This window comes from Microbacterium sp. ARD31, from assembly GCF_031844425.1.
In genome coordinates this window covers 1050992-1072384 of sequence record NZ_JAUZVE010000001.1, presented here as the reverse complement: position 1 = coordinate 1072384, position 21393 = coordinate 1050992, and the positions used below count along the sequence as shown (strand labels likewise).

Genomic DNA, 21393 nt, shown 5'->3' with positions numbered 1-21393 from the left:
TGGCCACACCGCCCGACGATCCCGTTCCCACCCGATTGGTGCCCCTGCGTGTCCACCGCCTCCGACCGTCCCGCCGTGCCCGAGTGGCTCTCGAAGCCGGATGATGCGAATGTGCTCGTCGAGGCCGTCTGGCCCGCCGGCGCGACGCGCGACGACACCGGCGCGCTCGTCCTCGGTGGCGTGCCGGCGACCGAGCTGGCCGAGCGGTTCGGCACGCCGCTCTACGTCGTCGACGAGGACCTCGTCCGCGCCCGCGCCCGCGAGGTGCTGACGGCGTTCCGGGATGCCACGGCCCGCCACGGCGGCGCGGCGCGGGTCTACTACGCGGGCAAGGCGTTCCTCACCACCGACGTCGTGCGCTGGGTGACCGCGGAGGGCCTCGGCGTCGATGTCGCCAGCGGCGGCGAGCTGGGGGTGGCCCTGGCCGCGGGCGCGGACCCGAGCCGTCTCGGACTCCATGGCAACAACAAGCTCCTGCCCGAGATCGCCCGCGCCGTGCGCGCGGGCGTCGGCTCGATCGTCATCGACTCGCTCGTCGAGATCGAGCGGATCGCGGCTGAGGCCGCCTCCCAGGGCGTCGTGCAGACCGTCCTCGTCCGCGTCAACAGCGGCGTCCACGCCGAGACGCACGACTTCCTGGCGACCGCCCACGAGGATCAGAAGTTCGGCTTCGCCCTGACGGATGCCGAGGCGGCGGTCGCCCGCATCCGCGAGCTGCCTTCGCTGCGCTTCGCGGGCCTGCACTGCCACATCGGCTCGCAGATCTTCGGCACGGCCGGGTTCGCCGAGTCCGCCGCCCGCGTCGTCGAGGTCCACGCGCGGCTGCGCGAGGGCGGCGAGGTCCCGATGCTGAACCTCGGCGGCGGCTTCGGCATCGCCTACACGTCGAAGGACGACCCGACCCCCATCGCGGAGCTCGCCGAGGGGATCGTCGCGGCGGTCGCCCGCGAGTGCGCGAGCCGCGGCATCCCTCTTCCCGAACTCGCGTTCGAGCCGGGACGGGCGATCGTCGGCCGCGCCGGCGTGACCCTGTATTCGGTCGGCACGGTGAAGCCCGTGCGCGTCTCGGACGACCTCGAGCGGCTGTACGTGAGCGTCGACGGCGGCATGAGCGACAACGCGCGGACGGCGCTGTACGGCGCCGACTACAGCGCCCGCATCGCGAGCCGCCGCAGCGACGCGGACGCCGCGCTCGCGCGCGTCGTCGGTCGGCACTGCGAGGCGGGCGACATCGTCGTCGGCGCGGAGTACCTCCCCGGCGACGTGGCCCCGGGCGACCTGCTGGCCGTCGCGGCGACCGGCGCGTACTGCTTCTCGCTCGCGAGCAACTACAACTACCTGACGCGCCCTCCCGTGGTCGCCGTCGGCGGCGGTGCCGCCCGGCTGATCGTCCGCGGAGAGGACGAGAACGACCTGCTGGCGCGCGACCTCGGCGTCGCACCGGCCTCATCCCGCACCACCGAGGAGTCCGCATGATCGAACCCCGCCGCCTGCGCGTCGCGCTGCTGGGAGCCGGCGCCGTCGGATCCCAGGTCGCCCGCCTGCTGCTGACCCACGCCGACGAGCTCGCCGACCGCGCCGGTGCACCGCTCGACCTCGTCGGGATCGCCGTCCGCGACGTGGACGCCCCGCGCGAGGCCGACCTGCCGCGCGACCTGTTCACGACCGACGCCGACACACTCATCGCCGGCGCCGACATCGTGATCGAGGTCACCGGCGGTCTCGAGCCGGCGCGCACCCGGATCCTCCACGCCCTGTCCTCCGGCGCCGACGTCGTCACCGCCAACAAGGCGCTGCTGGCCACCCACGGCAGTGAGATCTTCGACGCCGCCGACCAGGTCGGTGCGACCGTCGCCTACGAGGCCGCCGTCGCCGGCGCCATCCCGATCATCCGTCCGCTGCGCGACTCGCTCGCCGGCGACCGCGTCCGACGCATCATGGGCATCGTCAACGGGACGACGAACTACATCCTCGACCGTATGGACCGCGAGGGCCTCGGCTTCGACGAGGTGCTCGCCGAGGCGCAGCGGCTCGGGTACGCCGAGGCCGATCCGACGGCGGATGTCGAGGGCTACGACGCGGCGCAGAAGGCCGCCATCCTCGCGAGCCTCGCCTTCCACACCACCGTCCCGCTCGAGGCCGTGCACCGCGAGGGCATCACGGCGGTGGATGCCGGCGTCATCGAGGCTGCCCGCAAGGCGGGCTACGTCGTGAAGCTGCTCGCCGTCTGCGAGCGTCTCGTCGACCAGCCCGACGCTGCGCCCACGGGCGAGGCCATCTCGGTGCGCGTCTACCCGGCGCTGGTCCCGCGCGAGCATCCGCTGGCGTCCGTCCACGGCGCCAACAACGCCGTGTTCGTCGAGGCCGAGGCCGCCGGCGACCTCATGTTCTACGGCGCCGGCGCCGGGGGAGTGCAGACCGCGTCGGCCGTGCTCGGCGACGTCGTCTCGGCCGCGCGTCGTCACGTCGCCGGGGGGCCGGGTGTCGGCGAGTCGACGCGGGCCGGACTTCCGATCGTGCCGATCGGCCGCATCCGCACCAGCTGCCAGATCACGCTCGAAGTCGATGACCGACCGGGCGTCCTCGCCACCGTCGCCGGCATCCTCAGCGACGGGAACGTGTCGATCGCGACCGTCGAACAGACCACCTCGGGCGGCGCCGTCGCCCAGGGGAGCGGGGATGCCGTCGCGCACCTCGTCATCGGAACCCACACGGCCCGGGAGCAGGACCTGGCCGACACCGTCGAGCGCCTCGCTGCCACCAGCGCGGTGCGTCGGGTGGTCTCGGTCCTGCGCGTAGAAGGAGACTGACATGGCACACGTCTGGCGCGGAGTCCTCCGCGAGTACGCCGATCGACTGGGCGTCACCGACGCCTCGACCGTCGTGACCCTCGGCGAGGGCGGCACCCCGCTCATCCCCGCCGCGTCGCTGTCGCGCATCACCGGAGCCGACGTCTACATCAAGTTCGAGGGCATGAACCCGACCGGCTCGTTCAAGGACCGCGGCATGACGGTCGCGCTCTCGCGTGCCGTCGAGCACGGGGCCGAGGCCGTCATCTGCGCCTCGACGGGCAACACCTCGGCATCCGCTGCCGCCTACGCGGCGCACGCCGGCATCACGGCGGCCGTCCTCGTCCCCGAGGGCAAGATCGCGATGGGCAAGCTCAGCCAGGCCGTCGCCCATGGCGGCAAGCTCATCCAGATCCGCGGCAACTTCGACGACTGCCTCGAGATCGCGCGCGAGCTCGCCGTCGGCTACAAGGTGCACCTCGTCAATTCGGTCAACCCGGACCGCATCGAGGGGCAGAAGACCGCCGCCTACGAGGTCGTCAGCCAGCTCGGCGACGCCCCCGACTTCCACTTCATCCCGGTCGGCAACGCCGGCAACTACACCGCCTACTCGCGCGGGTACCGCGAGGAGGCCGAGCGCGGCGTCGCGACGCGCGTGCCCCGCATGTTCGGCTTTCAGGCCGAGGGTTCGGCGCCGCTCGTGCGCGGCGAGGTCGTCAAGAACCCCGAGACGATCGCCTCGGCCATCCGCATCGGCAACCCCGCGTCGTGGGACCTCGCTCTCGAGGCCCGCGCGGCGACCGACGGGTGGTTCGGCGCGATCGACGACGAGCGCATCCTCGCGGCGCAGAAGCTGCTCGCCGGGACCGTCGGCGTCTTCGTCGAGCCGGCCTCCGCGATCAGCGTCGCGGGTCTGCTCGACCGTGCCGAGGCCGGCGTCATCCCGAACGGCGCCAAGGTCGTGCTGACCGTCACCGGCCACGGACTGAAGGACCCGCAGTGGGCGCTGCGCAACGCCGACGGCTCGCAGGTCGAGCCGCTCGTCGTGGATGCCGCGACCAGCGAGGTCGCGTCCGCGCTCGACCTCACGCGCGTGGCGGGATGACGCTCGCCGGGCGCAGCGTCGCCGTCCGCGTGCCGGCCACGAGCGCCAACCTGGGCCCGGGCTTCGACACGTTGGGCCTCGCCCTGAGCGTCCACGACGAGCTCGTCGTGACCGCGCTCGACGCGCCGGGGCTCGAGATCGAGGTCACCGGCGAGGGTTCCGCGGACGTGCCGACGGACGCCTCGCACCTCGTCGTGAAATCTATGGCGTACGCGTTCGAGGCCGTCGGCAGGCCGATGCCCGGCATCCGATTGCGCGCGCACAACGTGATCCCGCACGGCCGGGGCATGGGATCGTCGGGGGCCGCCGTGGTCGCGGGCCTCCTCGCGGCGCAGGGACTGCTCGAGGGGGACGTCACCCTCGGGCCCGAGACCCTGCTGCGCCTCGCCACCGAACTCGAAGGGCACCCCGACAACGTCGCCCCGGCGCTGTTCGGCGGTCTGACGATCGCGTGGATGGACCAGGACGGTCCGCAGCACAAGAAGCTCGCGGTCCACCGCGGTGTCTCGCCCCTCGTGTTCGTTCCCGAGTTCACGATGTCGACGTCGGTCGCGCGGGGACTCGCGCCGCTCCACGTCACCCGCGAGGACGCCGTCTTCAATGTCTCGCGGTCCGCGCTGCTGATCGCGGCGCTCACGCAGAGCCCTGAGCTGCTGATGGCGGCGACCGAGGACAAGCTGCACCAGTCGTACCGGGCGCAGGCGATGCCCGCGACCGACGCGCTGGTGCAGTCGCTCCGGGGCGCCGGTTTCGCCGCCGTCGTCTCGGGCGCCGGCCCCAGCGTGCTCGTCCTGGCCGACGGCCCCGGACGCCGCCTCGAGGCGGTCGAGTTCGCGGCGCGGTCCACGGACACGCCATGGAAACCCCTGCTGCTGGCCGTCGATGTCCGGGGTGGTACAGTGAAGGACCATACGGAGGATGCCACGTAATCACGTGAATCTGCCCTCCATCGCAATCTGCGAACCACCGCACACCCCCTTCTGACGGGCCTGCGCAACTTCTGTGCCTGCGCGAACACCCCGCTGAGGAACCGGATCTGTCGTGGACGGAACCACCTGCGGTTATGACTTTCCACATCTGAAAGGGAGAACTCGTGGAGTCCATCTCCGAGATCCAGACCGGCGACGACGTCGCCACCGGCGGCACCGTCGCCGACGAGACCACCGCCGATGCCACCGCCGAGTTGGCCGCGCCCGCGACCGAAGAGACGCCCGTCGAGGAGACCCCCGCGGACGAGGCGCCCGCCGCCGAGGCGCCCGTCGAAGAGGCCCCCACCGCGGACCCCGCCCCCGTCGCCGACGAAGAGGTCGCCGCTGCGCAGCCGGTCGACGAGACCCCGGCCGAGGAGAAGCCCGCCGAGAAGCCGGCGAAGGCGCCGCGCAAGCGCGCTCCGCGTCGCGCGAAGAGCACCGATGTGCCGGCCGCCGATGCCGCCGTCGCTGCCGACGCTGCGGAAGCCCCCGCCGTCGAGGCCCCCACTGCCGAGGCCCCGGCCGCCGACGCCGCCGAGACTCCGGCCGCCGATGCCGCGTCCGCCGGCGAGGCACCCGCGGCCGACGCCGCCCCCGAGACCACCGAGCAGGCCGCGACCACCGAGGCGCCGACGGTTGATGCCGCGGCACCGACGGCATCCGCCGACGACAGCGAGAACGCCGGCGAGGGCAACGGCCGCAGCCGCAGCCGTTCGCGCAGCCGCAGCCGCAACCGCAACAAGGGCGAGAACGCCCAGAACGGCGGCGCCCAGAACGGCAACGCCCAGAACGCGCCCGCCGACAAGCCCGCCGTCGAGCAGGCCTCCGACGACGAGCAGGGTCAGGGTCGCGGTCGCCAGCGCAACAAGCGTCGCGGTCAGTCCACGAACGACGAGTTCGACACCGAGATCGGCGAGGACGACGTCCTCATCCCGATCGCCGGCATCCTCGACGTCCTCGACAACTACGCGTTCGTCCGCACGACCGGCTACCTCCCCGGCCAGAGCGACGTCTACGTCTCGCTCGGTCAGGTCAAGAAATACAACCTGCGCAAGGGTGACGCCGTCGTCGGCGCCATCAAGCAGCCGCGCGAGGGCGAGCAGTCGAGCCGTCAGAAGTACAACGCGCTCGTCAAGGTCGACGCCGTCAACGGCCTCTCGGTCGAGGACGCCGCGACGCGTGTCGAGTTCGGCAAGCTCACGCCGCTCTACCCGCAGGAGCGCCTGCGCCTCGAGACGGCCCCCGAGAAGCTGACGCAGCGCATCATCGACCTCGTCGCCCCGATCGGCAAGGGTCAGCGCGGCCTGATCGTCGCGCCGCCCAAGGCCGGCAAGACGATCGTCCTGCAGCAGATCGCGAACGCGATCGCGACGAACAACCCCGAGGTCCACCTCATGGTCGTGCTCGTCGACGAGCGCCCCGAAGAGGTCACCGACATGCAGCGGACGGTCAAGGGCGAGGTCATCGCCTCGACGTTCGACCGACCCGCCGAGGACCACACGACGGTCGCCGAGCTCGCCATCGAGCGCGCCAAGCGCCTCGTCGAGCTGGGCCGCGACGTCGTCGTCCTGCTCGACTCGATCACCCGCCTCGGTCGCGCCTACAACATCTCGGCGCCGACCTCGGGCCGCGTGCTCACCGGCGGTGTCGACGCATCCGCTCTCTACCCGCCCAAGCGCTTCTTCGGCGCCGCGCGCAACATCGAGAACGGCGGATCGCTCACGATCCTCGCGACGGCCCTCGTCGAGACCGGTTCGAAGATGGACGACGTCATCTTCGAGGAGTTCAAGGGCACCGGCAACAGCGAGCTGCGCCTGTCGCGTCAGCTCGCCGACAAGCGCATCTTCCCCGCCGTCGACGTGAACGCGTCGAGCACGCGTCGCGAGGAGATGCTGCTCTCGGCCGACGAGGTCAAGATCACGTGGAAGCTGCGCCGGGCCCTCGCGGGTCTCGACCCCCAGCAGGCCCTCGAGGTCGTCCTCGGCAAGCTCAAGGAGACGACGTCGAACGTCGAGTTCCTCGTGCAGATGCAGAAGTCGATCCCGGCGCCCGCCGCGGGCGGCCACGGCCACGGGCACGAGAACAGCATCCGCTGACCTTCGCGTAGTGTTCGAGTCCGTCCAGACGCTGATCGACGAGCACCGCGCGGTCCAGGAGGAACTCTCCGACCCCGCGGTGCACGCCGATGCGGCGCGCGCCAAGCGCGTCAACCGGCGGTACGCGGAACTCTCGCGCATCGTCGCGGCGCACGATGCCTGGCGGGCCGCGGAGGAGGACCTCGCGGCTGCGCGGGAACTCGCGAAGGAGGATGCCGCCTTCGCCGACGAGGTCCCCGCCCTCGAGCAGCGGCTCGCCGAGGCGCAGGAGAAGCTCCGCCGCCTGCTCATCCCGCGCGACCCCGACGACGCCCGCGACGTGATCCTCGAGATCAAGGCGGGAGAGGGCGGCGCCGAGTCGGCGCTGTTCGCCGCCGACCTGCTGCGCATGTACCTGCAGTACGCCGCCTCGCAGGGGTGGAAGACCGAACTGCTCGAGCGCAACGAGTCCGATCTGGGCGGCTACAAGGACGTCCAGGTCGCCATCAAGGGCTCCTCGAGCGATCCCGCCCAGGGAGTGTGGGCCCACCTGAAGTACGAGGGCGGCGTGCACCGTGTGCAGCGCGTGCCCGCGACCGAGTCGCAGGGCCGCATCCACACCTCCACAACGGGAGTCCTCGTCTTCCCCGAGGTCGACGAGCCCGAAGAGGTGCAGATCGACGCGAACGACCTCAAGATCGACGTCTTCCGCTCGTCGGGTCCGGGCGGTCAGTCGGTCAACACGACCGACTCCGCCGTCCGCATCACCCACCTGCCCACGGGCATCGTCGTGTCGATGCAGAACGAGAAGAGCCAGCTGCAGAACCGCGAAGCCGGCATGCGTGTGCTCCGCGCGCGCCTGCTCGCCAGGCAGCAGGAGGAGCGGGATGCCGCGGCCTCCGACGCCCGCAGGTCCCAGATCCGCGGAATGGACCGGTCGGAGCGCATCCGCACGTACAACTTCCCCGAGAACCGCATCGCCGACCACCGCACCGGGTACAAGGCGTACAACCTCGACCAGGTGATGGACGGCGCGCTCGGACCGCTCATCGAGTCCGCGATCGCGGCCGATGAGGAAGCGCGGCTGGCCGCCGTCGGCTCGGAGGCCTGACCGCTCAGATGTGGTACTCGGGCGCCGTCAGGATCGCCCGGCTGTCCTCGCCGACCGCCCGCCGTCGGGCCCGCGCCGGCACTCCGACGAGCACGGAGTCGGACGGCGCGTCCTTCGTGACCACGGCGTTCGCGCCGATGACCGAGTGCGCGCCGATGACGATCGGTCCGAGGATCTTCGCTCCCGCGCCGACGGCGACGCCGTCTTCGAGGGTCGGATGCCGCTTGCCGCCGTCCCGCGTCCGGCCGCCCAGCGTCACCCCGTGGTAGAGCATGACGTCGTCGCCGACCTCCGCCGTCTCGCCGATCACGACACCCATGCCGTGGTCGATGAAGAAGCGTCGCCCGATGCGGGCGCCGGGGTGGATCTCGATGCCGGTGAGCCAGCGGGTGACCTGCGAGAGCGCCCGCGCGGGGAAACGCCGGCCCCGCCGCCACAGCGCGTGCGATACCCGGTGGCTCCACACGGCGTGGAGGCCCGGGTACAGCAGCGCGATCTCGAGCCCGCCGCGTGCGGCCGGGTCGCGCAGCTTCGCCGCCGCGATGTCCTCGCGGACGGCGCGGAGGACGGCGACGAGGCTGCGGCGCAGGGAGCGGGCGATGCCGGGCACGACGGACCTTTCGGAGACGACCGGGATCAGTCGCGGAACTCCTCGAAGAGCGCCGTCGAGAGGTACCGCTCGCCGAAGGAGGGGATGATCACGACGATGTTCTTGCCCTCGGCCTCGGGACGTGCGGCGACCTGGAGCGCCGCCCAGATGGCGGCGCCGGACGAGATGCCCACGAGGATGCCCTCGGTCGTGGCGACCTTCTTGGCGGTCACGATCGCGTCGTCGAACGTGACATCCTGGACTTCGTCGATGACGCCCTGGTCCAGGATCGGCGGGATGAAGTTCGGGCCGATGCCCTGGATCTTGTGAGGTCCGGGCTTGCCCTCGGTCAGCAGGGGGGAGTCCTTCGGCTCGACCGCGACCACCTTCGCGGCGGGCACGCGCTCCTTCAGCACCTGGCCGACGCCGGTGATCGTCCCGCCGGTGCCGATGCCGGCGACGAAGTAGTCGACGGCGCCGTCGGTGTCGCGCAGGATCTCCTCGGCGGTGGTCTTGCGGTGGATCTCGACGTTGGCCTGGTTGGCGAACTGCTTCGCGAGCACGGCGCCGGGGGTCTCTGCGGCGATGCGCTCGGCCTCGCCGACGGCGCCCTTCATACCGAGCGACGGGTCGGTCAGGACGAGCTCGGCACCGTAGGCGCGCAGCAGCATCCGACGCTCGATCGACATCGAGGACGGCATCGTCAGGATGACCTTGTAGCCGCGGGCCGCGCCCACCATGGCGAGGGCGATGCCGGTGTTGCCGCTCGTGCCCTCGACGATCGTGCCGCCGGGCTTCAGCTCACCGGAGGCCTCCGCGGCGTCGACGATCGCGATGCCCAGGCGGTCCTTGACCGACGAGGCGGGATTGTAGAACTCGAGCTTGGCGAGGATGGTCCCCGGCAGCCCCTCGGACACGCGGTTCAGTCGGACGAGGGGGGTGTTGCCGAATGCGCTCGTGATGTCGGAGTGGATGCCGGTCATGGGATGCCTTCCGTGCGGGTCGGATGAATTGGGTGCGGCTCAGGTGTCCGCGATGCGCCCCCCAGCCTACGGTCCCGGCGACCCGGGCGGCCCTGTGTGACGATGCCGTGCGCGGTATCCTGAGGCTTCCCATGTCGACTTCACGGACTTCCGACGCGCCCACGGGCAGCGACCTCGCCCCCCTCGTGCGCCGCGCCGCCGAGCGCCTCGCCGCGTCCGGCGTGCCGTCCGCCGATGTCGACGCCGAACTCCTCGCCGCGCACGTCCTGGGCATCGGCCGGGGGGAGCTCGCCGCCGCCATGATGCGCGGTGATCGGATGCCGGAGGCCGCCGCCACGCGCTTCGCCGAGCTCGTCGAGCGCCGCGCCGCGCGCGAACCGCTGCAGCACCTCACCGGGACGGCGCCGTTCCGCCACCTGGAGCTCCGGGTGGGGCCGGGGGTGTTCGTCCCGCGTCCCGAGACCGAGATGGTCGCGCAGCTCGCGATCGACGCGCTGCGCGCCGCGCCCGGTCCCGAGCCGGTCGCCGTCGACCTCGGCACGGGCAGCGGCGCGCTCGCCCTGTCGCTCGCGACCGAGGTGCCGCACGCGCAGGTGCACGCGGCCGAGAACTCTGTCGACGCCTTCCTCTGGGCGAAGGAGAACTTCGCCCTCCACGCCCCGCATGCCCGTCTCGCGTTCATCGACCTCGCCGATGCGTTCCCCGAGCTCGACGGCACCGTCTCGGTCGTGGTGTCGAACCCGCCATACGTCCCCGACGACGCGATCCCGCGCGACCCCGAGGTGCGCTTCTGGGACCCGCCGGCGGCGCTGTACGGCGGCCCCGACGGCCTCGACGTCGTGCGCGTGCTGTCGCACGTGGCGCTGCGGCTGCTGCATCCCGGCGGCACGCTGGTGATCGAGCACGGCGAGTGGCAGGGCCCCGGCATCCGCGATCTGCTGACCGCCGACGGGTGGCGCGGCGCGGCCACGCACCGGGACCTCACGACGCGCGACCGCGCGACGACGGCGCTGCGTCCCTGAACCGGGGCCGCCCGCGTGCAGGCGGTCCCGAGCCCGGTCCTCGTAGAATGCTGCGGATATGTCTCCCGTCCTCGACTGCCGCGACGCCGACCAGCTGCTCCCCGCTCTCCGCCAGGCCCGCCAGGCCATCGGCCGCGGCGAACTCATCGTGATGCCGACCGACACCGTCTACGGCGTGGCCGCCGACGCGTTCAACGCCTCCGCCGTCGCGCGCCTGCTGGCGGCCAAGGGCCGCGGACGGCAGTCACCCCCGCCGGTGCTCGTCTCGGGACCCGACACCATGCGTGCGCTCGTGGCCGAGGTGCCCGAGCCCGTCGATCGCCTCGTGGAGCGGTTCTGGCCGGGGGGTCTCACCATCGTCCTGCCCGCCCAGCCCTCGCTGCGCTGGGACCTCGGCGAGACCCGCGGCACCGTCGCGGTGCGGATGCCGGACGACGTCTTCGCCCTCGAACTGCTGCAGGAGACCGGTCCACTCGCCGTCTCGAGCGCGAACCTGACGGGCAAGCCCGCGGCGCTCGAGATCGACTCGGCGATCGAAATGCTCCGCGACAGGATCTCCGTCTACCTCGACGGCGGGCTCGTCGACACCGGGGTCGCCTCCACCATCATCGATGCGACGGGACTCGTCGGCCGCGATCCGCGGCCCGTGACGGTGCTGCGCGACGGTGCCGTCTCCCGCGCCGCCCTGCGCGAGGTGCTTGGCGACCTGCTCGAGCCGGATCCGGTCTCGCCCGACGAATCCGACGACGCGTGAGGGACTACCTGCTCGCGTTCGTCATCACCGGCGCCCTCACCTTCGTCTTCTCGTGGGCAGTCTGGCGTGTGGCGATGAAGTTCGGGCTGCACCCGGCGATCCGCGAGCGGGACGTCCACAAGACCCCCACGCCCCGGCTCGGGGGCGTGGCGATGTTCATCGGCATGCTCGGCTTCTTCGTGCTGTCCTCCCAGCTCCCCGCCTTCGCGATCGTGTGGCAGGAGCCGTCGATGGTGTGGTCCCTGCTGGGGGCCGCCGCCCTCATGGTCGTGGTCGGCGTCGCCGACGACCTGTGGGACCTCGACTGGATGATCAAGCTCGGCGCCCAGTTCGTCGCCGCCTGGATCGTCGTCTCGCCCGGCGGCATCCAGATCTTCTACCTGCCCTTCGGCCAGCAGGTCGTCGTGTCGAGCTGGGTCAGCATCAGCCTGTCGATCCTCCTCATCGTGATCGTCATGAACGCCGTCAACTTCATCGACGGACTCGACGGGCTCGTCGCGGGGGTGTGCCTCATCGCGAACGCGGTGTTCTTCGCCTACTCGGCGATGCTCGTGCGCGACTTCGACAACAGCGAGCAGAGCAACACCGGGGTGTTCATCGCGATCGTGCTGCTCGGGATGTGCGCGGGCTTCCTGCCGTTCAACTGGAATCCGGCCCGCATGTTCATGGGGGATGCCGGTGCCCTCCTCCTCGGGCTCATGATGGCGTCGTCGGCGATCGTCGTCACCGGCAACCTGCCGCCGAACCTCCTGAGCGATAACGACCTCTTCGGCCGCTCTCAGCTGCTCGGTGCCTTCATCCCCGTCATCCTCCCCGTCGTCATCGTGCTGTTGCCGCTCGTCGACTTCGGTCTCGCCGTCGTCCGGCGGATGGCGCAGGGCAAGTCGCCGTTCTCGCCCGACCGCAAGCACCTCCACCACCGGATGCTCGACATGGGCCACACCGACCGCAACGCCGTCTTCGTGTTCTACGCGTGGACCGCCGTCGTCTCGCTGTCGGTCCTGCTGATGTACATCGGCACGACGAAGGGCTGGCCCGGCCGGTACTGGCCCGGCGTCGCGTTCCTCGTCATCGGCTGCATCGCCTGCGTCCTCGTCACACTGCCCCCCGCGCGCCGCGCCCGATCGGTCGCGCCCGAACAGAAGGCCCTCTCGTGAGCTCCCTGTCCTCCACCTCCATGCTGCGCACCGCCCTCGTGTGGTCCGGAATCGTGACCGCGGTCCTTCTCGTCGCGGGGGGAGCGGTCGGACTGCTCGTCGCCGGGACGTCGGGCCTGTGGAGCGCCCTCGTCGCCGTCCTGATGGCGGCGGTCTTCCTGGGCTTCACGATCGTGTCGATCCTCATCGCCAACCGTTTCTACGGCGATCCGCTGTTCGTGCCGATCTTCTTCGGTTCCGTCATGGGCGGATGGATCCTCAAGTTCGTGGTCTTCCTCGTCGTGCTCTTCGTCCTGCGCGATCAGCCGTGGCTGACCCCGCTGGTCTTCCTCGTCTCCCTCGTCGTCAGCATCGTCGCCTCGCTCGTCGTCGACGTCGTCGTCATGCTCCGGATGCGGACTTCCGCCGTCAGCGACACGACACTGCCCACCGCCGCGGAGGTGGAGGCCGGGGAACGCCCGCCCGGGGACTCGGTGGCGCCCCAGGACTGATAGGCTGTTCTCGAGCCCGCCTGAACCCCGACGGGAACGTCTGCGGAGTCAGCTCACCGACCATCGTCGCCCGATCTGTTGATCGACGCCCCGAAGCTGGAGCCAGCGCTGTTTACTCAAGCTGCGACCCTGATCGCTACTGCCGCCGAAGAAGCCCCTGAGTTCAAGGGGCCTTCGATCTCCGAGTTCTTCCCCGAGACGCTCTTCCAGATCGGCTTCCTCGAAGTCAACCGGATCCACCTGATCCAGTTCCTGTCGACGATCGCGATCGTCCTCATCTTCTGGCTCGGCACCCGTCGCATGACGGTCGTCCCCGGCCGCTTCCAGAGCGTCGTCGAGATGGGCCTGGACTTCGTCCGCGTCAACATCGCCGAGGACCTGCTCGGCAAGAAGGACGGCCGCCGGTTCCTGCCGATCCTCACCACGATCTTCTTCATGGTGCTGTTCATGAACATCACCGGCATCATCCCGGGTCTGAACATCGCGGGAACCTCGATCGTGGCCGTCCCGCTCCTGCTCGCCGTCGTCAGCTACGTGACCTTCATCTACGCCGGCATCAAGAAGAGCCCGAAGAACTTCTTCAAGAACTCGCTCTTCCCGACCGGTGTGCCGTGGCCGATCTACATCATCGTCACGCCGATCGAGCTGATCTCGACGTTCGTCATCCGTCCCGTCACCCTGACGCTGCGACTGCTGATGAACATGATGGTCGGCCACCTGCTGCTCGTCCTCTTCTTCGGGGCGACGCAGTTCTTCATCTTCGAACTGGGTGGCTGGTGGTCCGCTCTGGCCGCGGGCTCCCTCGCGTTCGGCTTCGTCTTCACCCTGTTCGAAATCCTGGTCGCTGTTCTCCAGGCCTACGTCTTCGCCCTCCTCACCGCGGTCTACATCCAGCTCGCGGTCGCTGAAGAGCACTAAGCGGTCCGGCGCACGCCGAACCATCCAACCGAAAGGAAACACCTCCGTGGACGCAACTACGGTTCTCGCCGCCCTCGAGGGCAACGTCGCGACGATGGGCTACGGCCTCGCCGCCATCGGTCCCGCCATCGGCGTGGGTATCGTCGTCGGCAAGACGATCGAGGGCGTCGCCCGTCAGCCCGAGCTGGCCGGTCGTCTGCAGGTCCTGATGTGGATCGGTATCGCCTTCACCGAGGCGCTCGCCTTCATCGGCATCGCGACGTACTTCATCTTCGTCTGATCCCCGAACAGATTCCTAAGGAGACAGGATGCTGAACGCTCTTGTCATCGCCGCCGAAGAAGGCGAGGCGTACAACCCGCTGTTCCCGGCGATCTACGACATCGTCTGGTCCGCGGTCTGCTTCGTCGTGATCCTGTTCGTCTTCTGGAAGGTCGCTCTTCCGAAGATGCAGGCTCTTCTCGACCAGCGCGCTGCCGCCATCGAAGGCAACATCGCGAAGGCCGACGAGGCGCAGCGCAAGGCGGAAGCCGCCCTCGAGGAGTACACGGCCCAGCTGGCCGAGGCTCGCAAGGAGGCCGGTGAGATCCGTGAGGCAGCCCGCGAGGACGGCAAGAAGATCGTCACCGAGGCCAAGGACAACGCCGCCGCTGAGGCGGCACGTCTGACCGCCGCTGCTCACTCCCAGATCGAGGCCGAGCGCCAGAGCGCGCTCGTCTCGCTCCGCAGCGAGGTGGGCACCCTCGCCCTCGACCTCGCCGGCGGCGTGATCGGTGAGACCCTGTCGGACGACGCCAAGGCCCAGGCCGTGGTCGACCGCTTCCTCGCCGACCTCGAGGCATCCGAGAAGGCGGCGAAGTAATGGGCAGCGCGACCACTCAGGCCCTCGCGGCGACGACGTCGGCCCTGCAGGCCGCGCCGGGCGTCGACCTCGACGTCGCCCGCGAGCTCTTCGCCGCGGCGCGCGTCCTGGCCGGCTCGTCGCAGCTGAGCGGCGCGCTCTCCGATGCGTCGGTTCCCGCGGAAGGCCGCCAGAAGGTCGTCGCGAACGTGTTCGGCACGTTCTCGCCGGCCACGGTGGCCGTCCTCGACGCCGCCGTCAGCGAGCGGTGGTCCTCGGCCGCCGATCTGCTGACCGGTATCGAGGAGGCGGGCATCCGTGCCGCCGCCATCGCGGCGCCGCAGGCCGACATCGAGGGCGAACTGTTCTCGGTGGCTCGCACGATCGCGGCCAACCCCGAGCTCGAACTGGCGCTCGGCAGCCGTCTCGGCGAGGCATCCGCCAAGGGTGCCCTCATCGAGAAGCTGCTCGCCGGCCGCGCCGCCGAGCCGACGGTGATCATCGTCTCCTCGCTCGCGCAGCTCCCGCGCGAGCGGCGGGTGCGTTCGATGCTGAGCTGGGCGCTCCGCGTCGTCGCCGAGCAGCGCGGTCGCGCTGTCGCGACGGTGTTCGCCGCAGCGGAGCTGACCGAGGCGCAGACCGCGCGTCTGCGGCAGACCCTCGCGGCGCGGTACGACACCGAGGTCTCGCTCAATGTCGTCATCGACCCCGAGGTCGTGGGCGGCATCCGCATCGAGATCGGCGACGACGTGATCGACGCCACCGTCTCGTCCCGACTGGGCGACCTCCGCCAGCGTCTGGCGGGCTGACTCTTCCCGCTCCACCGAGGAGCGGACCCGGCTGGCCAGGTGCCCGCCACAAGACCTCACTAAGAAGGAAGACCATGGCAGAACTGTCCATCAGCCCCGACGTCATCCGTGACGCGCTGAAAGACTTCGTCGCCGCCTACGAGCCCACCGGGGCTGCGGCGACCGAGGTCGGCACCGTCGTCGACGCCGCGGACGGCATCGCCCACGTCGAGGGCCTGCCCGGCGTCATGGCGAACGAGCTCGTCCGCTTCGAGAACGGCGTCGAGGGCCTCGCGCAGAACCTCGACGAGCACGAGATCGGTGTCGTCGTCCTCGGCGACTTCGCCGGCATCGAGGCCGGTCAGAAGGTCACCCGCACCGGCGAGGTCCTCTCGGTCGGTGTCGGCGAGGGCTACCTCGGTCGCGTCGTCGACCCGCTCGGCAACCCGATCGACGGTCTTGGCGAGATCGCGACCACCGGCCGCCGCGCGCTCGAGCTCCAGGCTCCCGGCGTCATGCAGCGCAAGTCGGTCCACGAGCCGATGCAGACCGGCATCAAGGCGATCGACGCCATGATCCCCGTCGGCCGCGGTCAGCGTCAGCTGATCATCGGCGACCGCCAGACCGGCAAGACGGCGATCGCGATCGACACGATCATCAACCAGAAGTCCAACTGGGAGTCGGGCGACGTCACCAAGCAGGTCCGCTGCATCTACGTCGCGATCGGCCAGAAGGGCTCGACCATCGCTTCGGTGAAGGGCGCGCTCGAGGACGCCGGTGCCATGGAGTACACGACGATCGTCGCGGCCCCGGCATCCGACCCCGCCGGCTTCAAGTACCTCGCTCCCTACACCGGATCGGCCATCGGCCAGCACTGGATGTACGAGGGCAAGCACGTCCTCATCATCTTCGACGACCTGTCGAAGCAGGCCGAGGCCTACCGTGCCGTCTCGCTGCTGCTGCGCCGCCCGCCGGGCCGCGAGGCGTACCCCGGTGACGTCTTCTACCTGCACTCGCGTCTGCTGGAGCGTTGCGCCAAGCTCTCCGACGAGCTCGGGGCGGGATCGATGACGGGTCTGCCCATCATCGAGACGAAGGCCAACGACGTCTCGGCGTACATCCCGACCAACGTGATCTCGATCACCGACGGCCAGATCTTCCTGCAGTCCGACCTCTTCAACGCCAACCAGCGTCCCGCGGTCGACGTGGGTATCTCGGTCTCGCGCGTCGGTGGTGACGCTCAGGTCAAGTCGATCAAGAAGGTATCGGGAACGCTCAAGCTCGAGCTCGCCCAGTACCGCTCGCTCGAGGCGTTCGCGATGTTCGCCTCCGACCTCGACGCCGCGTCGCGTCGTCAGCTCGCCCGCGGTGCGCGTCTGACCGAGCTGCTGAAGCAGCCGCAGTACTCGCCGTACCCCGTCGAGGAGCAGGTCGTCTCGATCTGGGCCGGCACCAACGGCAAGCTCGACACGATCGAGGTGGAGGACGTCCTCCGCTTCGAGCGCGAGTTGCTGGACCACCTGAAGCGGAACACGTCGATCCTCGACACGCTGCGCGAGACGAACGTCCTCGACGACAGCACCGTCGCGGAGCTCGACAAGGCGGTCGACGCCTTCGTGCTCGAGTTCCAGGGCGGCAAGGGTCAGGCACTCGGCGCGCCGGGTCACGAAGAGGTCGCTGCTGCGGACGCCGACGACGTGAACCAGGAGAAGATCGTCAAGGGCCGCCGCGGCTGACGCCGACGGGAGACTCATAACCAATGGGCGCACAACTCAGGGTCTACAAGCAGAAGATCTCTTCTGCTCAGACGACCAAGAAGATCACGAAGGCGATGGAACTCATCGCGGCTTCGCGCATCCAGAAGGCGATGGCACGCGTGCGCGCGTCCAACCCCTTCGCGCGGGCCGTGACGCGGGCCGTCTCCGCCGTGGCGACGCACTCGAACGTGCAGCACCCGCTGACCACCGAGCGCGAGGACCTCCGACGCTCCGCCGTCGTCGTCTTCGGCTCGGACCGCGGTCTCGCCGGCGCATTCAACTCCCAGGTGATCCGCGAGGCGCTGCAGCTCGGCGAGCTGCTGCGCAGCGAGGGTCGCGAGCCGGTGTACTACCTCATCGGTCGCAAACCCGTCGGCTTCTTCCAGTTCCGTCGCATCGCGACGGCGGGGGAGTGGATCGGCGACACCGACACCCCCGCCTTCTCGACGGCGGAGGAGATCGCGGCGGCGCTGATCGAGGCGTACGAGAAGGGCGGCGCGGACGGCGGCGTCGACGAGATCAACCTCGTCTACAACCGGTTCGTCAGCATGATGACGCAGACGCCCGAGACCGTGCGTCTGCTCCCGCTCGAGGTCGTCGAGGCGGAGGATGAGGCGTCCAGCCAGGTCTACCCGCTCTACGAGTTCGAACCGGATGCCGAGACGGTGCTCGACGCGCTGCTGCCGGTGTACGTGCAGAGCCGCGTGTTCAACGCGCTCCTGCAGTCGTCCGCCGCCAAGCAGGCCGCCACGCAGAAGGCGATGAAGTCCGCCAGCGACAACGCCGACAAGCTCATCACCGACTACACCCGCCTGCGCAACAACGCGCGTCAGGCGGAGATCACGCAGCAGATCGCCGAGATCGTCGGCGGCGCCGACGCGCTGGCGTCGGGCAAATAGACCACACGAAAGAAGAGAAGCCATGAGCCTCACCGCTGAGAAGACGGAGACCCCCGTCGTCGGTCGCGTCGCGCGCGTCACCGGCCCGGTCGTCGACATCGAGTTCCCGCACGACTCGATCCCCGAGGTCTACAACGCCCTCAAGACCACCATCACGATCGACGGCGAGTCGACCGAGATCACGCTCGAGGTCGCGCAGCACCTCGGCGACGACCTCGTCCGCGCCATCTCGCTCAAGCCCACCGACGGCATGGTCCGCGGCCAGGAGGTGCGCGACACCGGCGGCCCGATCACGGTCCCCGTCGGCGACGTCACCAAGGGCAAGGTGTTCAACGTCACCGGTGAGGTCCTCAACGCCGCGCCGGGCGAGACCATCGAGGTCACCGAGCGCTGGGGCATCCACCGTCAGGCGCCGAACTTCGACCAGCTCGAGTCCAAGACCGAGATGTTCGAGACCGGCATCAAGAGCATCGACCTGCTCACCCCGTACGTCCAGGGTGGCAAGATCGGCCTCTTCGGTGGTGCCGGCGTCGGCAAGACCGTCCTCATCCAGGAGATGATCCAGCGCGTCGCGCAGGACCACGGTGGTGTGTCGGTGTTCGCCGGTGTCGGTGAGCGCACCCGTGAGGGCAACGACCTCATCGGTGAGATGGAGGAGGCGGGCGTCTTCGACAAGACCGCCCTCGTCTTCGGCCAGATGGACGAGCCGCCGGGGACGCGTCTGCGCGTCGCCCTGTCGGCTCTCACGATGGCGGAGTACTTCCGCGACGTGCAGAAGCAGGACGTCCTCCTGTTCATCGACAACATCTTCCGCTTCACGCAGGCCGGTTCCGAGGTCTCCACGCTGTTGGGCCGCATGCCCTCTGCCGTGGGTTACCAGCCGAACCTGGCCGACGAGATGGGTGTCCTCCAGGAGCGCATCACGTCGACCCGCGGTCACTCGATCACGTCGCTGCAGGCGATCTACGTCCCCGCCGACGACTACACCGATCCGGCTCCGGCGACCACCTTCGCGCACCTCGACGCGACGACCGAGCTCTCGCGTGAGATCGCCTCGAAGGGTCTGTACCCCGCGATCGACCCGCTGACTTCGACCAGCCGCATCCTGGACCCGCGGTACATCGGTGAGGACCACTACCGTGTGGCCACCGCCGTGAAGCAGATCCTGCAGAAGAACAAGGAACTGCAGGAGATCATCGCGATCCTCGGTGTCGACGAGCTCTCCGAAGAGGACAAGATCGTCGTGTCGCGTGCACGCCGCATCCAGCAGTTCCTCTCGCAGAACACCTACATGGCGAAGAAGTTCACCGGTGTCGAGGGCTCCACGGTCCCGATCAAGGAGACCATCGAGTCGTTCGACGCCATCGTCAAGGGTGACTTCGACCACGTGGCCGAGCAGGCCTTCTTCAACGTCGGTGGCATCTCCGACGTCGAGGAGAAGTGGGCGCAGATCCAGAAGGAGAACGGCTGACATGGCGCTGACCGTCACCCTCGTCTCCGCTGAGGCGGAGGTCTGGCACGGCGAGGCGAGCCTCGTCGTGGCCAAGACGGTCGAGGGCGAGATCGGCTTCATGTCCGGTCACGAGCCCGTCCTCGCCATCCTCGCGGAGGGTGAAGTCCGGATCACGCAGTCGAACGGCGAGAAGATCGTCGCGACGGCGGAGGACGGCTTCCTCTCGATGGAGAACGACGAGCTCACCATCGTGGCCGGGAACGCAGCCCTGCAGTCCTGACACCCTTTGCGCGCAGCGCCGTCCGGTTCGCCGGGCGGCGCTGCGCTTTTCCCCGGAGGTGCCGCCGTGCTCATCCTGCTGCCCCCGTCCGAGACCAAGCGCCCCGGCGGCGACGGCCCGCGCTGGCGTCCGGACGCGCTCGCCTATCCGACGCTCTCGACGCAGCGCGAGCAGGTGATCGACGCGCTCGTCGCGCTCAGCGACGACGAGGAGGCCGCGGCCCGCGTGCTCAAGCTCTCCGCCCGGCAACGCGGCGAGGTCGCCGTCAACGCCGCGCTCCGCGGCTCCCCGACGATGCCCGCCGTCGACCGCTACACCGGGGTCCTCTTCGACGCCCTCGACGCCGCGACTCTCGACGACGCGTCGCGTGCCTGGCTGGCGGGCCACGTCGCGATCCACTCCGCCCCGTTCGGCGTGGTCGGGGCGCTGGATCCGATCCCGGCGTACCGTCTGGGAGCCGGCATCCGCGTCCCCGGACTCCCGCCGATGCGGGCAGTGTGGGCGGATGCCGTCGGTGCCGCGATCGCAGCATCCTCACCCTCGTTCGTCCTCGACCTGCGTTCGGAGGCGTACGTCGCCCTGGGGCCCGTGCCCGCCGGGATCCCGCAGGCGTACGTGCGGGTCGTGTCGGAGGGGCCGGACGGCGCCGTGCGGGCCCTGAACCACTTCAACAAGCACGCCAAAGGGGAGCTCGTCCGCCGCCTCGCGACCTCACGGCCGGACGTCTCCGGACCCGACGCTCTCAAGCGATGGGCGCAGGACGAACAGATCGTCCTGCGCCCATCGGCGGCCGGCGAGCTGGAGCTCGTCGTGCCGCCCGTTACGAGATGAACCGGAAGGTCACCGGGTAGCGGTAGCTGCCCCCGGCGTTGACCCGTACGGCCCCGAGGATCGAGAAGATGATGTTCGCGACCCACACGGCGAACGGGAGCAGCCCCCCGATGAAGCCGAGGAACGGGATGAAGGCCAGGATGCCCGCCACGATGTAGGCGACGATCATGGCGATCGTGAAGGTGATCTGCCAGTTCAGCGCCTCTTTGCCCTCGACGTTCGTGCGAGGACCGCGGTCCTTGAACACGAGCCAGATGATGAGGGCGGGCAGGAAGCCGACGATGCCGCCGAGGTGCGCGAACATCGCCCACTGCTTGTCCTGATCGGGGGTGAGAGCGGCGCCCGGCTGCGGCTGCCCGTAACCCGGCTGCCCGTAGCCCGGCTGGCCGTAGGGCTGCTGGCCGTTGGGCTGCTGGCCGTAGGGCTGCTGGGGCGGCGGCGGAGCGTAACCGCCCGGGTTCTGTCCCGGCGGAGGGGTCGGCGCGCCTGCGGGAGGAGGAGACGCGGGGCCGTCCTGCGGCGGCGTGTTCGGGTCGGTCATCGGTATGCCCTTCTGTCGGCGTCGCCGCGGCGCGCGGCGT

General features: G+C 70.0%; 22 protein-coding genes. 19 read left to right on the top strand and 3 right to left on the bottom strand.

What is annotated here, in order from left to right; all coding sequences use genetic code 11:
- The first annotated feature begins 48 nt into the window (after positions 1 to 48).
- The 6 genes from lysA to prfA all read left to right on the top strand — a co-directional run bounded on the left by lysA (position 49) and on the right by prfA (position 8051).
- Positions 49 to 1476: a diaminopimelate decarboxylase gene (gene lysA / locus Q9S36_RS05410; protein WP_311284239.1), complete on the top strand. Its 1428-nt coding sequence runs from the start codon at positions 49 to 51 to the stop codon at positions 1474 to 1476.
- A complete protein-coding gene (locus tag Q9S36_RS05405) occupies positions 1473 to 2810 on the top strand; it encodes a homoserine dehydrogenase (RefSeq protein ID WP_311284238.1) in 1338 nt (445 codons plus the stop codon). Before lysA ends, Q9S36_RS05405 begins: the two co-directional genes overlap by 4 nt.
- Position 2811: 1 nt before the next feature.
- Positions 2812 to 3894, top strand: a complete 1083-nt coding sequence (gene thrC / locus Q9S36_RS05400; protein WP_253035758.1) for a threonine synthase — start codon at positions 2812 to 2814, stop codon at positions 3892 to 3894.
- Entirely contained in the window at positions 3891 to 4823 is a 933-nt protein-coding gene (gene thrB, locus Q9S36_RS05395; RefSeq protein WP_064001473.1) for a homoserine kinase, read from the top strand. The genes thrC and thrB overlap by 4 nt, the downstream gene beginning before the upstream one ends.
- A 164-nt stretch (positions 4824 to 4987) precedes the next feature.
- The gene (rho, locus tag Q9S36_RS05390) at positions 4988 to 6961 is read left to right on the top strand and encodes a transcription termination factor Rho (RefSeq protein ID WP_311284237.1); all 1974 of its coding nucleotides are present in this window, start codon (positions 4988 to 4990) and stop codon (positions 6959 to 6961) included.
- 10 nt (positions 6962 to 6971) lie between these two features.
- Positions 6972 to 8051, top strand: coding sequence for a peptide chain release factor 1 (prfA, locus tag Q9S36_RS05385; RefSeq protein ID WP_311284236.1), 1080 nt, complete (start codon positions 6972 to 6974; stop codon positions 8049 to 8051).
- 4 nt (positions 8052 to 8055) lie between these two features.
- Here prfA and epsC read toward each other — a convergent pair whose 3' ends face one another.
- Both epsC and cysK read right to left on the bottom strand, forming a co-directional pair.
- Entirely contained in the window at positions 8056 to 8661 is a 606-nt protein-coding gene (gene epsC / locus Q9S36_RS05380) for a serine O-acetyltransferase EpsC (RefSeq protein ID WP_311284235.1), read from the bottom strand.
- Between the two features lie 26 nt (positions 8662 to 8687).
- Positions 8688 to 9623 (bottom strand): cysteine synthase A, encoded by a 936-nt coding sequence (gene cysK / locus Q9S36_RS05375; RefSeq protein WP_311284234.1) that lies wholly within the window; start codon positions 9621 to 9623, stop codon positions 8688 to 8690.
- Between the two features lie 131 nt (positions 9624 to 9754).
- Between cysK and prmC the strand changes: the two genes are divergently transcribed.
- From prmC to Q9S36_RS05310, 13 genes are all read left to right on the top strand, one after another.
- Positions 9755 to 10645 (top strand): peptide chain release factor N(5)-glutamine methyltransferase, encoded by an 891-nt coding sequence (prmC, locus tag Q9S36_RS05370; RefSeq protein ID WP_311284233.1) that lies wholly within the window; start codon positions 9755 to 9757, stop codon positions 10643 to 10645.
- A gap of 58 nt (positions 10646 to 10703) precedes the next feature.
- Positions 10704 to 11399 (top strand): L-threonylcarbamoyladenylate synthase, encoded by a 696-nt coding sequence (locus Q9S36_RS05365; protein WP_311284232.1) that lies wholly within the window; start codon positions 10704 to 10706, stop codon positions 11397 to 11399.
- Complete coding sequence (locus Q9S36_RS05360) at positions 11396 to 12556, top strand: MraY family glycosyltransferase (RefSeq protein WP_217531173.1); 1161 nt, start codon at positions 11396 to 11398, stop codon at positions 12554 to 12556. Before Q9S36_RS05365 ends, Q9S36_RS05360 begins: the two co-directional genes overlap by 4 nt.
- Positions 12553 to 13047, top strand: a complete 495-nt coding sequence (locus Q9S36_RS05355) for a hypothetical protein (RefSeq protein WP_311284231.1) — start codon at positions 12553 to 12555, stop codon at positions 13045 to 13047. The genes Q9S36_RS05360 and Q9S36_RS05355 overlap by 4 nt, the downstream gene beginning before the upstream one ends.
- A gap of 129 nt (positions 13048 to 13176) precedes the next feature.
- The gene (gene atpB, locus Q9S36_RS05350; protein WP_311284459.1) at positions 13177 to 13965 is read left to right on the top strand and encodes a F0F1 ATP synthase subunit A; all 789 of its coding nucleotides are present in this window, start codon (positions 13177 to 13179) and stop codon (positions 13963 to 13965) included.
- A gap of 46 nt (positions 13966 to 14011) precedes the next feature.
- Positions 14012 to 14245 carry an ATP synthase F0 subunit C gene (gene atpE / locus Q9S36_RS05345; RefSeq protein WP_311284230.1) on the top strand — a complete coding sequence of 78 codons (234 nt, stop codon included), beginning with the start codon at positions 14012 to 14014 and terminating at the stop codon, positions 14243 to 14245.
- A gap of 28 nt (positions 14246 to 14273) precedes the next feature.
- Positions 14274 to 14825 (top strand): F0F1 ATP synthase subunit B, encoded by a 552-nt coding sequence (locus Q9S36_RS05340; RefSeq protein WP_311284229.1) that lies wholly within the window; start codon positions 14274 to 14276, stop codon positions 14823 to 14825.
- Positions 14825 to 15613, top strand: a complete 789-nt coding sequence (locus Q9S36_RS05335) for a F0F1 ATP synthase subunit delta (protein WP_311284228.1) — start codon at positions 14825 to 14827, stop codon at positions 15611 to 15613. The genes Q9S36_RS05340 and Q9S36_RS05335 overlap by 1 nt, the downstream gene beginning before the upstream one ends.
- A gap of 74 nt (positions 15614 to 15687) precedes the next feature.
- A complete protein-coding gene (atpA, locus tag Q9S36_RS05330; protein WP_253035920.1) occupies positions 15688 to 17328 on the top strand; it encodes a F0F1 ATP synthase subunit alpha in 1641 nt (546 codons plus the stop codon).
- A gap of 23 nt (positions 17329 to 17351) precedes the next feature.
- Entirely contained in the window at positions 17352 to 18248 is an 897-nt protein-coding gene (locus Q9S36_RS05325; protein ID WP_311284227.1) for a F0F1 ATP synthase subunit gamma, read from the top strand.
- 22 nt (positions 18249 to 18270) lie between these two features.
- Complete coding sequence (gene atpD, locus Q9S36_RS05320) at positions 18271 to 19719, top strand: F0F1 ATP synthase subunit beta (RefSeq protein WP_311284226.1); 1449 nt, start codon at positions 18271 to 18273, stop codon at positions 19717 to 19719.
- Between the two features lies 1 nt (position 19720).
- Positions 19721 to 19981, top strand: a complete 261-nt coding sequence (locus Q9S36_RS05315; RefSeq protein WP_064001487.1) for a F0F1 ATP synthase subunit epsilon — start codon at positions 19721 to 19723, stop codon at positions 19979 to 19981.
- Between the two features lie 66 nt (positions 19982 to 20047).
- Positions 20048 to 20812 carry a peroxide stress protein YaaA gene (locus Q9S36_RS05310; protein WP_311284225.1) on the top strand — a complete coding sequence of 255 codons (765 nt, stop codon included), beginning with the start codon at positions 20048 to 20050 and terminating at the stop codon, positions 20810 to 20812.
- Here Q9S36_RS05310 and Q9S36_RS05305 read toward each other — a convergent pair.
- Positions 20802 to 21353: a DUF4870 domain-containing protein gene (locus Q9S36_RS05305; protein WP_311284224.1), complete on the bottom strand. Its 552-nt coding sequence runs from the start codon at positions 21351 to 21353 to the stop codon at positions 20802 to 20804. The genes Q9S36_RS05310 and Q9S36_RS05305 overlap by 11 nt on opposite strands.
- Positions 21354 to 21393: the final 40 nt, after the last annotated feature.

Bases quoted from the DNA above. Each gene is read 5' to 3' on its own strand.
- Q9S36_RS05405 (WP_311284238.1), top strand. From the start codon at position 1,473: ATGATCGAACCCCGCCGCCTGCGCGTCGCGCTGCTGGGAGCCGGCGCC.
- thrC (WP_253035758.1), top strand. From the start codon at position 2,812: ATGGCACACGTCTGGCGCGGAGTCCTCCGCGAGTACGCCGATCGACTG.
- thrB (WP_064001473.1), top strand. From the start codon at position 3,891: ATGACGCTCGCCGGGCGCAGCGTCGCCGTCCGCGTGCCGGCCACGAGC.
- cysK (WP_311284234.1), bottom strand. From the start codon at position 9,623: ATGACCGGCATCCACTCCGACATCACGAGCGCATTCGGCAACACCCCC.
- prmC (WP_311284233.1), top strand. From the start codon at position 9,755: ATGTCGACTTCACGGACTTCCGACGCGCCCACGGGCAGCGACCTCGCC.
- Q9S36_RS05365 (WP_311284232.1), top strand. From the start codon at position 10,704: ATGTCTCCCGTCCTCGACTGCCGCGACGCCGACCAGCTGCTCCCCGCT.
- Q9S36_RS05340 (WP_311284229.1), top strand. From the start codon at position 14,274: ATGCTGAACGCTCTTGTCATCGCCGCCGAAGAAGGCGAGGCGTACAAC.
- Q9S36_RS05335 (WP_311284228.1), top strand. From the start codon at position 14,825: ATGGGCAGCGCGACCACTCAGGCCCTCGCGGCGACGACGTCGGCCCTG.
- atpA (WP_253035920.1), top strand. From the start codon at position 15,688: ATGGCAGAACTGTCCATCAGCCCCGACGTCATCCGTGACGCGCTGAAA.
- Q9S36_RS05325 (WP_311284227.1), top strand. From the start codon at position 17,352: ATGGGCGCACAACTCAGGGTCTACAAGCAGAAGATCTCTTCTGCTCAG.
- atpD (WP_311284226.1), top strand. From the start codon at position 18,271: ATGAGCCTCACCGCTGAGAAGACGGAGACCCCCGTCGTCGGTCGCGTC.
- Q9S36_RS05315 (WP_064001487.1), top strand. From the start codon at position 19,721: ATGGCGCTGACCGTCACCCTCGTCTCCGCTGAGGCGGAGGTCTGGCAC.
- Q9S36_RS05305 (WP_311284224.1), bottom strand. From the start codon at position 21,353: ATGACCGACCCGAACACGCCGCCGCAGGACGGCCCCGCGTCTCCTCCT.